This window comes from Epilithonimonas pallida (genome assembly GCF_900182975.1).
Taxonomy (GTDB): domain Bacteria; phylum Bacteroidota; class Bacteroidia; order Flavobacteriales; family Weeksellaceae; genus Epilithonimonas; species Epilithonimonas pallida.
Genome location: NZ_FXUO01000002.1, coordinates 126,833 through 139,788 on the forward strand (window position 1 = coordinate 126,833; position 12,956 = coordinate 139,788).

General features: G+C 36.0%; 8 protein-coding genes. 3 read left to right on the forward strand and 5 right to left on the reverse strand.

The window, feature by feature from the left end; all coding sequences use genetic code 11:
* Positions 1–61: 61 nt before the first annotated feature.
* Together QOL71_RS03810 and QOL71_RS03815 are read left to right on the forward strand one after the other, a co-directional pair.
* Positions 62–1,675 (forward strand): tetratricopeptide repeat protein, encoded by a 1,614-nt coding sequence (locus tag QOL71_RS03810; protein ID WP_283415647.1) that lies wholly within the window; start codon positions 62–64, stop codon positions 1,673–1,675.
* Positions 1,676–1,788: 113 nt separating this feature from the next.
* Complete coding sequence (locus tag QOL71_RS03815) at positions 1,789–4,113, forward strand: T9SS type A sorting domain-containing protein (protein ID WP_283415648.1); 2,325 nt, start codon at positions 1,789–1,791, stop codon at positions 4,111–4,113.
* 49 nt (positions 4,114–4,162) lie between these two features.
* On the opposite strand, the gene QOL71_RS03820 is transcribed toward QOL71_RS03815, so the two are convergent.
* From QOL71_RS03820 to QOL71_RS03840, 5 genes are all read right to left on the reverse strand, one after another.
* Positions 4,163–5,437, reverse strand: coding sequence for a DUF6080 domain-containing protein (locus QOL71_RS03820; RefSeq protein WP_283415649.1), 1,275 nt, complete (start codon positions 5,435–5,437; stop codon positions 4,163–4,165).
* Between the two features lie 99 nt (positions 5,438–5,536).
* Positions 5,537–7,072: a protein adenylyltransferase SelO gene (locus QOL71_RS03825; RefSeq protein WP_283415650.1), complete on the reverse strand. Its 1,536-nt coding sequence runs from the start codon at positions 7,070–7,072 to the stop codon at positions 5,537–5,539.
* A gap of 37 nt (positions 7,073–7,109) precedes the next feature.
* The gene (locus QOL71_RS03830) at positions 7,110–9,467 is read right to left on the reverse strand and encodes a penicillin-binding protein 1A (RefSeq protein ID WP_283415651.1); all 2,358 of its coding nucleotides are present in this window, start codon (positions 9,465–9,467) and stop codon (positions 7,110–7,112) included.
* 9 nt (positions 9,468–9,476) lie between these two features.
* Positions 9,477–9,947 (reverse strand): gliding motility lipoprotein GldH, encoded by a 471-nt coding sequence (locus QOL71_RS03835; protein WP_465253957.1) that lies wholly within the window; start codon positions 9,945–9,947, stop codon positions 9,477–9,479.
* The gene (locus tag QOL71_RS03840; protein ID WP_283415653.1) at positions 9,931–11,343 is read right to left on the reverse strand and encodes a PSP1 domain-containing protein; all 1,413 of its coding nucleotides are present in this window, start codon (positions 11,341–11,343) and stop codon (positions 9,931–9,933) included. Before QOL71_RS03840 ends, QOL71_RS03835 begins: the two co-directional genes overlap by 17 nt.
* Positions 11,344–11,720: 377 nt before the next feature.
* Here QOL71_RS03840 and QOL71_RS03845 point away from each other — a divergent pair, with 377 nt between their 5' ends.
* Positions 11,721–12,947, forward strand: coding sequence for an OmpP1/FadL family transporter (locus QOL71_RS03845; RefSeq protein WP_283415654.1), 1,227 nt, complete (start codon positions 11,721–11,723; stop codon positions 12,945–12,947).
* Positions 12,948–12,956 lie beyond the last annotated feature (9 nt).

Sequence of the window (12,956 nt, forward strand, 5' to 3'; positions counted from 1 at the left end):
TTTCTCTTCAAAAAAATAATTGGCTATTTTTACTTTACAATTCGCTCTCTCGCATATTTTTATGAAGTTTTTTTTCCTTTTTGTCACTATTATTACGGTATTGCAAAGCGATGCAAGCAAAGAGCACTGTGATCAATTAATCTCAAAAGGAATTGATGCGTTATTTCAGAAAAAACATTCGGTTTCATTAGAACTTTTATCTAAAGCAAAAACTCTTTCTGAGCAGAATAATTGGTATGAGCAGCAATTTATTTCCACCAATTGCATCGGTCTCAATTATTATCAGATGCTGGATTACAGCGAAGCTCTTGATTATTACCTTGAGGCTTATACCATTGCGTTAAAACACCTGAACAGTGATAGAGAGATGACTGTTCTCAATAATATCGCTGTTGTTTATCTAAAGCAGGGAAAATACAAAGAATCCGAAAAACACCAGAAAAGAGCATATGATCTGGCAATCGCCAATAAGGACAGCATTGGAATTGCTTTGTATGCAGGAAATCTGGCAGACTTATATAACCTTACAAAACAACTTGACAAAGCTTTATATTACATTTCTATTGCAAGACCTGTTGCAAAAGGCGATATTAAAAGAAACAGGGCATTAGATATTGCTGAAGCAAAGAATTATCTGGAAAGAAAAGATTACAACAAGGCACTCTCACTTATATATCCTATCCTCAACAAGTTTAATTCTATCGAAGAAAATGATGAAAAAGTTTCTTCACTACTAATATTATCAAAAATATACGAACATCAAAATAAGCCGGAAACAGCAATTGAGTATATCAAGCAAGCCCAGAAAGAAAACCTTAACTACCTGAACTTAACAGATATTTATAATCGATTTTCTGATAATTATTTCACTTCGGGAGATTATCAGAAAGCGTTGTCGTATAAAGATTCTATCCTGACAGTGAAAGATTCCCTGAATGCAATACAGAACCAGGCTATGTATCAGAATAGTGAAATTAAACTCAAACTTCAGGATTCTCAGAAAGAACTCAACAATGAAAAGAAACTGAAGTTTTATATTATCGGATTTTGGATTGCTGTTTTAGCTCTTGTAATCTGGGTCTTCCGGGGTTATGTTATCAAAAATAAACAAAAAAGATTGTTGGCAGAGCGTAACGAACAAATTATTGCTCTGGAATTAAAAAATAAAGAAAATTATACGCTTTTGCTAGAAAATCAAATCAAAGAAAAGGAAATCAACACGCTTCTTGAAAAGGAAAAGCTCAAGAACGAATTGGAAAACAAAAACAGACAATTGGCTGCGAATGCGATCCATCTTGCACAGAGAAATGACAAAATCGAGGAATATATTCTTCGTATGAAAGAACGTCCGGAAATTCTCAAAAGTTCCTTATTGACAAAACAATTGGATCAGCTGAAAGTGATCTTAACCAAAGAAGACAGCAGCGATGATTTTTTAACCCATTTCCAGGAAATCAACAGCAGATTCATCAATTCTCTTAAAGAAAAACATAACGACCTGACACTAAATGACATCAGATACATCTCTTATATCTATATGAATCTTTCCACTAAGGAAATTGCGTCCATCTTCAACATTACAATCGAAGCCTGCAGAAAACGAAAAGAAAGAATTTCTAAAAAAATGAACCTCTCCAACTCAAATGATCTATATAATTACATATCAAGCATTTGAATAATTATCGTCACGTTTTTTCTTATAAAGTCCTGTTTATTCCACTTCCGTTTCATTGTGGTTTTCTTCTGTCCGGATAAATTTGTTTTCATCATTTAAAAAAGTAGATTAATATGAAGAAAACATTACTTACACTATTCTGTATTTGTTCTTTACAGCTTTTCCACTCGCAGGTTAGCTTTATAGGAAATCAGGATTATGGTCGTATGAAGAACTTTGCTTACGACAAAACAACGCCCGATAAGATCTATTCCACATCTTACATTGGGAAGCATATTTTAGTTTCAGTTGACAACGGTCTTACCTGGAAAGTACTATTCACGTTACCGTATCCGGAATATTCGCCGGATATCAAAGAATTGAGATTAACCAATAATGGCACTGCGCTAAGCTTTATAGAATATTTTGGACTTGGAAGTTCTATGAACAAAGTAGCAATTCTTGATCTTCAGTCACTTTCTATTATCAAAGAATATCAAATTCCTCAAAATGAAGGCGTTGAAACAATCGAGAATTATTCAATTTTCGATAACGGTACAATGAGTATTATTACAATGTTGACGGACGGATCTCAAAGTAAATTTTTCTATAGTTCTAATTCTGGACAAACCTGGACAAAAGTTTATGACGCAACGGATCACGAAGGCGTTATCATCAATGATGCGATTATGGATCCAAAAAATCCACAAACTTTGTACATCGCACGTAATGGCGGCCCGGGAAATGAAGATGGTGGATTTTTCAAATCGACCGATGCCGGTACAACCTGGACAGAAACACTGAACGGATTGATTTTACAATCCATTGCGATTGATCCTAATAACAGTAATGTCATCTATACAGGAAGTGGTGTTATCTGGACATACCAGGACCAGCATCAGGCTGTTTACAAATCCACAGATGGCGGTGCAACCTGGACAGAACAACAGATCACTTGGTCCACAAGTGGGATGGGATTGAAAAATGTTCCAAAAATTGAAATCAACCCAAATGATTCTAACCATGTTATAGTAATGGCAGACGACCGGGTTGCTGTCACAACTAACGGCGGAACAACCTGGACAACAACCGTCCACAATGGCCTTAGTGATGGGCAATCTTATTTTTATGGTATTAATGCAGCATTCAATCCGTCCAATCAAAATGAGGTTCTAATTGCTAACAACCGTTATCCAAAATTTTCATCCGACAAAGGGGTAAGCTTAACATCTATCAAAAATCCATTCTTTATCGGAATGGGAAATGCGAACATCATCAATGACAACGGAACAGATAAGTTGATGTATGGTGTACAATATGGTTATACAATGAGAAATCTGGAAACCAATGAGGAAACACCTGTCAATGTTATGCCATTAAATGAGAGCCCTTCGGCGGGAGAAATAGGATTAGTCTATATAGATAAAGATTATCCGGGGAGAACCTATTCTTATGAAAGCTCTTTTATGGGAAATAATATAAAAGTGAGCAATGATTATGGTGTGAATTCCACAACCATTTATACTACTTACGATATCAGTTTCACAGCCGCCGAAACCGATTCTTCCAACCCGAACATTGCATGGTTGGCAACCTTCAACGGGGAAACTTCTTCTTTGATAAAAGTTAATTTCTCTAATCCGGACGAAGCCCAGACAGAGTTTATTACGCTTCCTTATGACGGAGATTATATCTATGGAATCAAAGTTAGTAAAACTAATCCAAATGAAATCCTTGTAACAGTTGGCAACAGGATTTTAAAAACAACAGACGGAGGAAATACCTGGACACAAATTACTGGCGGTTTGGAAGAACTTACACTACCAAATATTGCTTTGGATTTAACTCAAAATCCATTGAATCCTAATCAATACACTATTGCAGCCTCAAATGGAATTTATACCTCAACTGACAGCGGAAATACCTGGACAAAAATCTATAATGGAATGATTCATAAAGTAGAACACTCTACAAAAGTGAACGGCCAAATTGTTGGGATAGCCAACTCTTACTGGGATTATCTACCGAAAGTCGTTTATACAAGTAACAACGGAATTACCTGGACGGAGAAAACGTCTCAAACCTATTTTGACACACCGATTATTTCCGGAGCAACTCGTTTCGTGGACAGCACCAATGTAGAAGTTTACTTAACTTCTCAGTCTTTGGGAATCCTGAAAGACAATATTACTTTAGACTTTTTAGGCAATTCTGATTTGAATAATCTTAAAGATAACGTTAGTATTTATCCGAATCCTACACAGAGTTTCATTAACATCAAACTGGATAAAACCGTTTCAAAGTTCAAAGCGAGTCTTTGCAACGCTGCCGGACAAATATTGCTTACAACAGAAAACAGATCAAGCCTCAATATTTCTAATTTGAATAGTGGTGTTTATTTCTTAACAATTGTACCTGAAAACGGCAAATCAATAACAAAGAAGATTATCAAGAACTAAGATGTTTTTTCTAACAACAAAAACGCCTTCGTACTCCGAAGGCGTTTTTTTATTTATAATAAGTTTCAATAAACTGATAGAATTCTGACATTCTGTAAAAATTATTAATTCCAAGATAAACCGTAATTATCAGAAGTAAGCCATAAAATAAGCTTACAGCAAAACTTTTATCCCGGTAGCTATAAAATAACCAACCTATCAAAAGTGGGTAAACAAAAACAAAATGCCCACCATAAATATAAGATGTATGAAGCCCGAATTTCAAAATACAGTGAACCAACACATCAAATAAAAATGTAATCACAAGAATCCAAACCAGTTTGTTTTTATAATTCTTGAAAACACTCCAAATCATCATCAACACAATCAATCCGACGAAGACATAAGGAACAACAGAACTATAAACATCCATAAACAATGCTTTGTATTCAAAACCATTTTTGTTGTGATAATCTCTGATAACCAAACTCGGAAACAATATATTCCCGCCAAAAAACCAGGAATAAATCATATCCCAAAGCGGCGTTACTTTTGGCTGAGAGAATTTGTCGTACTGTTCTTCGGTTTTATTGAGGAAATTTTGGAAATTAAAATTCAGTCTCAACATAAAAAGAAATGCGAAAACAACAGCCGAAGCCACAATTTTCGCCAAAGCTATTCCGATTTTTTTCCAGTTCCAGAAGATTTTTTTCTCAAACAAAAATGGGATATAAACTTTAACAATATTCGTAATCGTCAGCCCACCGATGAAAACAGAACCGAAAATAGTTGCTCCGAAAGACATCGGCTTTTCTTCATTAATTTTCTTTGCCGAATAATAATTGAAAATCGAAAGAAATAATAAGGTGTAAGTGTAAGTTTCCGGTGTAAAAGACAAAAGAATATTCGTAACAAACAAGCCGTAGAAAGCTATAATTAACAATGTGATTTTCAGTGGAAGCCGGATAATATTACTCAGGTATTTAAATATCTGGACATTAGCCAAAGAAATCACAACAGTTGAAAACAATGACAAAACAAGCCTGAAAACTGAGTCATACCTGTTTCCGGAAATCCATAACGCAAAATCCCGGATACAATCAAAAAAATAATTGGACAAGGGATGTCTCTCAAAACCGCCGCCAGTCTGGATAATCGCCCTGTTATCAAAACTGAAATAACCATCCCAGGGGATTCTGTCATCATAAACAATTCTGAAATTTTCTGCAATGAACCATGCGTTTGCGCCATAAAGAATCACAAAAAATAAGAAAATCAGTAATTCTGTTTTGGTTGACGGAAAAATGATTTTCAGGATGGATAGAATTTTATTCAGGATTTTCAAGTTTGGAATATTTTTGCAAAAATAGAGAAAACCCTTTCAGAGTTTGAAACTCTGAAAGGGTTTTTTGAGAATTATCAAAATATTTATACAAAATATAGATCAAGAGCTACAAGACAATTGACTACAGCCAGTTTGATTATCATATTTCGAAGGACGTTTTTGATTGAACTCGGGAAAGCGGTTTTCATAAGGGTTTTGCAAAGCTTCTTTCAGTTTGAAAAACATTTTATAATCTCCATTTTCAGCATCCTGAATAGCTTCGAATAACAGATAATTTCTTAGAATGAATTTTGGATTTTCCTTTGACATCATTGCTAAAGATTCTGTTTCTGAGATTTTATTTTTACGTTTTCGTTCTTGATATTTTCTGATGAAATTAGAAAGCCTGGTCATTTCGTTTTCACTCAGGTGACGGTAAAAAGAATCAGAAAAATCATCGGTTTTAATTTCTGAAAAAGGCTTTTCAAGGCTTTGAAAAAATAATGTATAATCGAGATTCAAATCCTGCATCAGCTGTTGCCATTCTGTGAAGAATCTTTCATCTTCTGGCAAAACCTCATCAAATCCAAATTTTTTGGCTAACATTTTATCATGTCCTGTCCAGAATTGTTTTCCGTAATTGTCCAGGATTTTTTCCAAAACTTCTGAATCATTAATCAAAGGAAAAACAGCGTTGGCTAGAGCAGCCAAGTTCCAATGCGAAATCTGCCCTTGTTTTCCAAAAGCATATCGTTTTCCGGGTAAATCTGTTGTGTTTGGCGTGAACTCCAAATCGTAACCGTCCATCATAGAATAAGGGCCGTAATCGATTGTTAATCCTAGAATCGACATATTATCAGTATTCATCACACCATGAACAAAACCCACACGATACCAATCGATTATCATTTTCAACGTTCTGTCGCAAATAGCCTGAAACCAATCAATGTACTTATTGGGATTATTTTCTGAATTAATTTCTTTGTAAAAATTCTCAATCGTATAATTAGCTAATTGTTTTAATAAATCCGCTTGATTTCTGGCTGATAACAATTCGAAATGCCCAAATCTCAGAAAAGACTCAGCCGTTCTTACAACAATTGCGCCTTGTTCTTTCTGCGGATTCCCGGAATATTGAATGTCACGGATGACATCTTCTCCTGTTTTTGAAAGACTCAAAGCTCTTGTTGTAGGAATACCAAGATGGAACATTGCTTCGCTCATCAGATATTCCCGAATCGAAGAACGCAGAACTGCTCTTCCATCTGCATGTCTGGAATAAGGTGTTGCGCCTGCGCCTTTCCATTGGATTTCGGTTTGCTTTCCCTGATTGAAAATTTCGCCGGCATAAATCGCTCTTCCGTCACCTAATTGTCCTGCCCAGTTTCCGAACTGATGTCCTGCATAAGCCGTTGCATAAGTTTCGATATTGTTAGGAAGATTTTGCGCGACCAGGAAATCTTTATCATTTTCTAAATTTCCTAAACCAATCTCGATTGATAATTCTTCGTTAAAATCAATTAATTCAGTTTGGTGAAAATCTGCAGGTTTTACAGTACAAAACAAAAAGTCCGGTGTTTGTCTCTGCATCAGATTCCCTGAAAAATCGCCGGGAAATTGTTCTGTGAAATTATGGGTAATGTTTTTTGTGTTCATAATTAAAAATCCCGTCTCGCATTCGGACGGGAACATTTTATTTATTAAAATCTATATCATCCGAAGAATTAATAGCTTCATTAGAATGATCTTCTTTTTTCACCGGTTTGTCAGGAACTTCCTTTACCGGATTTTTGAGCTCGTCAATGGTTTGTAATCCGCCATCGTCTCCGTATCCGTTTCTCAGATTATTAAGATCCGAACAACTTCCTGTCCAATTGGCAGGTTTGATGAATTTTTCATCGGGTGATATATTCAATGCCTTATCAGCAAAAACTTTCTTCATATAGATGGCCCAAATCGGAAGCCCCATTTTAGCACCTTGCCCTTCTCCTGTACTCCAGAAATGTGTCGCCCGGTCTTCCCAGCCTACCCAAACGCCGGTTGCCAGTTTCGGAACAATTCCCATAAACCAACCATCTGAGTTTTTCTGTGTGGTTCCCGTTTTACCTGCAATTTCTACATTGGCCGAAATGCCTCTTCTTCTCAATTCTCCAGAGGCTGTACCAAACTCTGCAACACCTTTCATCAAGTCAATCATCGTGTAAGCATACATCTCATTCATCACTTCCTTCACCACAGGTTTCACTTCCTTAATAACCCGTCCGTTAGCATCTTCTATCCTCCAGATCATTTCGGGTTTTGTGTAATTTCCAAAATTCGCAAATGTGCTGTAAGCTCCCAACATCTCATATATGGTGATATCAGAAGTTCCTAAAGCCATTGGCAGATATGTATCTATATGATCAGTAACACCAAGATCTCTTGCTAACTGAATTACATTTTGAGTTCCTGCCATTTCTGCAAGTCGTAAAGCCACCGGGTTTTGGGAATGCGCCAAAGCATCTTTCAAAGTTAACATCCCACCTCTTCCGGGAACGTGATAATTCCCTTTATTAAAACTTGCATTCGAAACGGTAGAACAAGGTGTCATACCAAGATGCATAATTGCCGTTGCATACACAAATGGCTTAAATGTGGACCCAACCTGTCTTTTTCCTTGTTTGACATGATCGTATTGGAAATGTTGCCAGTTGATACCTCCAACCCAAGCTTTGATATCTCCTGTTGCCGGCTCCATAGACATCAATCCTGCCTGTGCGATCTGCTTATGATAACGGATAGAATCCCACGGTGACATTTCCACTTCTTCTTCTCCCTGCCATGTAAATCTTGTCATTTTTACAGGTTCATGAAACTCCATCATGATAGAATCTTCCGGCATTCCTTCGGCTTTGAGTTGCTTATAGCGCCCCGTTCGCTTAACTGCCGCCATCATCAGATCATTGATCTGTGTTTTTGTAAGATTATAATATGGTCGGTTGGGATTTCGTTTCATCTCTCCATCAAAACTTCTTTGAAGATCGATCAAATGTTCCTTGATGGCTTCTTCTGCATATCTTTGCATTCTGGAATCAAGTGTTACGTAAATCTTGAGTCCATTCTTATAAAGATTCAGTTCCTTTCCTGTTTCTTTTTCATAAGCATCCAGGTACTGCTGGATTTCTTTTCTGAGGTAATATTTATAATAAGCTGAATAACCTTCTTCTACCGTTTTGATCTCATGGAAGTCAACAACGATAGGGGTTGCGACCGCTTTTTCGTAAGTTGCATTATCAATGTAACCGGTATCCAGCATTTGTTTTAAAACAACGTCTCTCCTTGTTTTTGCTCTTTCCGGGTTTCTGTAAGGATTATTTCTTCTCGGTGCTTCCAACATCGCTACAAAAGTTGCAGCTTCCGGTAATGTCAGCTGGCTTGTAGACTTATTGAAGTAAACTCTCGAAGCCATTTCAATTCCTTTTGCATTGAAAAGGAAATCCATTTTGTTGAAGTACAAAGCGACAATCTCTTCTTTCGTATATCGTTTTTCCAAACTCACCGCAACACACCACTCTTTCAGTTTCTGGAATGCCCTTTCGATTTTATTCTGTGAAGCATTTCCTGTAAACAATAATTTTGCTAACTGTTGTGTGATAGTAGAACCACCTCCTCTTTCACCACCAAATCTAATGGCTCTAAGAATTGATTTGAGATCAATTCCGGAATGTTCCTTAAAACGTTCATCTTCTTTAGCCTGAAGCGCATAAACCAAAAACGGCGGAAGTTGTTTGTATGTAACAGGTTTTGTCTTTTCTTTTTCGAATTTTCCTAACAAAACGTTATCCGAAGAATAGATCTCCGATGCTACGTAAATATCAGGATTTTCAAGCTCTTTTACATCAGGCATATCGCCTACAAAACCTTGAGAAACGGCAAAAAACAATGCGGAAATCCCCAACACAACTGCAAAAAATCCTATCCAAACAAATTTGATCCATTTTTTTATGGAAGGTTTGGACTTTTTCTTCTCTGGTAAAGGGAAAGTTTTATTTTCAGATTTTTTATTTTCCATTAATATCTATTAAGGCTTTATATTTTGAATTTTTACGCCAAGATCTTCGATTCCCGGCAGTATATTTTGTCTCATTGCCTGCACGACTTTTACAGAATAATTTCCATTCTGAGGAAATTTGTAATTCAATTTGTATTGAAATAAAATCTCCTTTGTGTCACCAAAACCAGATCCAATCCATTCGCCATTCGGTTTTGCCAGGACATAATTGAGTGTATCGGTCGAGATCGTGTTTTTATTATGTTCTATACTTGCAATCAGCCTGAGATTACTGTAAGGATAATCATTATTATTTCTCACTATAAAAATAATATTTTTTTGATTCTGTGCATCGGTTACATCAAAATCAAATTTCTGAACATCCTTTTTATTCCATTTGCTATCAATATCCTTTGTCAGGATTTTATCATCACTATTTTGACAAGAAAAAAGTGACAGCAATAAAACAAGGTTAGCAAATATTCTAAGCATTACCTTCATTTTTAGGTGGCGTTTTCTTTTTCGCTTTCTTGAACGGTTTTTTATGGTTTTTATTTTCCTGTTGTTGATTCGAATTTTGATTTTGATTCGAATTCTGGTTTTCTGCAGGTTTTTGTTTAGAAGTATTTCTGTTTTCTGCAGATCTTTGTTCAGAAGAGCGGTTTCTGTTTTCTTTTTGATTCGGATTTCTATTATCCTGAGGTTTGGAATTCCTGTTCTCGTTTTGACTTCGTTCCTCGTTTTGTCTTGGATTTCTGTTGTCTTGATTTTTGGAATTTCTATCTCTGTTATTCGGTCTCGGTTTTCTGTTCTTTTTCTCGAAACGGTCTACACTGTTTTCCTGAATAAGGTCAGACGTTACCAATGGATTTTCAACTACCCTAAGTTCCTCTAAACCTGGTGTTTTTTCACCTTTCTTGTTTAATGAAACCAGCTTCTTTACTTCAAAAATATCCAGATCGTACCAAGCCATTGAGTTTTCAACATATGCAAACCACATTTTCTTTTTGAAAACATCGATTTTGATACAGAAGGCTTTTCCTTTTTCGGTATTCAGAACAGTATTTGACGAAGGGAAATCTTTCAAAACATCCAGGTAACTGTCCAGTTCATAATTAAGACAACATTTCAGTTTACCACATTGTCCAGCCAGTTTCTGAGGATTGATACTTAGTTGCTGATACCTCGCAGCATTGGTATTCACAGAACGGAAATCTGTCAACCAGGTTGAGCAGCACAATTCTCTTCCACAGGATCCAATTCCACCGACTTTTGCAGATTCCTGGCGGAATCCGATCTGTTTCATATCAATCTTTGTACGGAAAGTTCCGGCATATTCTTTTATCAGCTGACGAAAATCTACACGATTATCGGCTGTATAATAAAATGTTATTTTGGAACCATCACCCTGATATTCAACATCGGTGATCTTCATTTCCAGATTGAGGCCATAAGCGATCTTACGCGCATCAATCTTGATATTATTTTCTTTTTTTCTAAGTTCCTGCCAGGTTTCTATATCTTTCTGATTGGCAAGTCTATAAACCTTGAGTATATTATCTTCGGAGACGTTTTTCTTTTTCATCTGGATTTTTACCAGTTCGCCTGCAAGACTTATTACCCCTATATCATGACCCGGACTCGATTCTACAGCAATGATGCTACCAATATGTAAAGGCAGGTTGTTGACATTTTTATAATATAATTTACGATCGTTTTTAAAACGAACTTCTACATATTCAGAGCTTTTTGATCCGGATGGATTAACATCGGAAAGCCAGTCAAAAACACTTAATTTATAACTATTACCACAGGTATCTACACTACTACAACCATTTGCGCTTTTTGTGCCGCAAGAATGGGAAGAATCGCCGGATGTTTTGCATCCACAACTCATATGTTATTTTTTATGTCTGATTGCAAAGTTAATATAATTTTTATTTAAGCCTGATGATTATATTTTTTAAAAATATTTTTTTATTAATTTTAAATTAATACTTGGTTAATATTGACAATTAATTATTAAAATTAAAAATTCGTTAAATATAAACCAAAATCAAAAGCATCATTTTAACAGGGTTTACAATAGATCGTTTAAAGCTAAACTAAATTAGTTTTTTTTCAAAATCAAACAATAAACAAAAGATTATCAATAACTTAAACAAATCATCAAATCAAACAATTATTCTACGAATAGCAATGTTTAACTTTTTTTAATAAATTTTATAATTGTTATTAAAATAATTATAAATTTGGAACATTAATAATAATTATATGAGAAAAATTTTAATAACCACGGCATTAGCTGCCGGTGTAATGGCATACGCAGGAGGATTCCGGGTATCTCTTCAGGGCGTTAAGCAGCTTGCAATGGCTCATACAAGCGCCCACGCTGAAGATGCAAGTGTTGCGTTCTTCAATCCGGCAGGTATATCCTTTATTCCTTCGAAATTAAGTGTTGCAGCAGGTGGATTTGGAGTATCCAATAAGATTACTTATCAAAATACAAGCACTCTTCAACAGACCGAGACGGATAATCCGCTAGGGACACCGATCTATGCTGCAGTAGCTTACAAAGTTTTGGATAATCTTTCCCTTGGTTTTAGTTTTTCCACACCTTTCGGAAGCACTATAGAATGGCCAAGCGACTGGGAAGGCAAAGAAATTGTTCAGAAACTGGAGCTTAAAAGTTTCTTTTTCCAACCAATGGTTTCTGTAAAGTTAGCACCTTGGGTATCATTTGGAGCCAGCTATATCTACGCAAAAGGAAAAGTAGACTGGACAAAGGCTTTGACACAATACAACGGACAGCTTAATCTTTTGGATGATACTGCTACAGGCCATGGTTTTGGATTTGGTTTCTATTTCCAGCCTGATAATAAATGGGATGTAAGTATCGCTTACCGTTCTCCTGTAGATATGAAAGCTAAAGAAGGAAAAGCCACGTTTATGGTTCCAACTTCATTATTACCAAATTTCAATGGTGGTACGGATAACTTTAAAGCCACACTTCCTTTGGTTGATGAATATACGCTAGGGGTAACTTATAAAATAACACCAAAATGGCTAGTCTCTGCAGATTATAACTACCATGGATGGGAAAGATACAGCAAGCTGACGCTTGATTTTGATAAAGTAGCAGCAGGAAACCAGCCGAATGATCCAACAGTTCTGGTTTCGCCAAAAAACTTTAGAAACACATCCACCGTGCGTGTAGGAACACAATATGCATTTAACGATATGATTTTTGGTAGATTGGGTTGGTATTTTGACCAATCTCCTTATGATGACAAAAACTTCATCCCTGAAACACCTTCTTTTGATAACTACGTAATTACAGGAGGTATTGGTTTAAAGTTCAACAGATTAGGTGTTGATCTTTCAGGTGCATATGCAATGCCGAAAAGCAGAACGTTCAACAATCCTAACATAAGCTTTGCCGGACAAGCAAAAGCTAATGTGTTCTATTTCGGACTTGGATTATCTTACAATGCATTTTAAAAATTGAAT

Excerpts from the sequence above, each read along its gene's own strand:
- QOL71_RS03840 (WP_283415653.1), bottom strand. The coding sequence starts at position 11,343 with ATGAGTTGTGGATGCAAAACATCCGGCGATTCTTCCCATTCTTGCGGC.
- QOL71_RS03835 (WP_465253957.1), bottom strand. The coding sequence starts at position 9,947 with ATGAAGGTAATGCTTAGAATATTTGCTAACCTTGTTTTATTGCTGTCA.
- QOL71_RS03825 (WP_283415650.1), bottom strand. The coding sequence starts at position 7,072 with ATGAACACAAAAAACATTACCCATAATTTCACAGAACAATTTCCCGGC.
- QOL71_RS03815 (WP_283415648.1), top strand. The coding sequence starts at position 1,789 with ATGAAGAAAACATTACTTACACTATTCTGTATTTGTTCTTTACAGCTT.
- QOL71_RS03810 (WP_283415647.1), top strand. The coding sequence starts at position 62 with ATGAAGTTTTTTTTCCTTTTTGTCACTATTATTACGGTATTGCAAAGC.
- QOL71_RS03830 (WP_283415651.1), bottom strand. The coding sequence starts at position 9,467 with ATGGAAAATAAAAAATCTGAAAATAAAACTTTCCCTTTACCAGAGAAG.
- QOL71_RS03845 (WP_283415654.1), top strand. The coding sequence starts at position 11,721 with ATGAGAAAAATTTTAATAACCACGGCATTAGCTGCCGGTGTAATGGCA.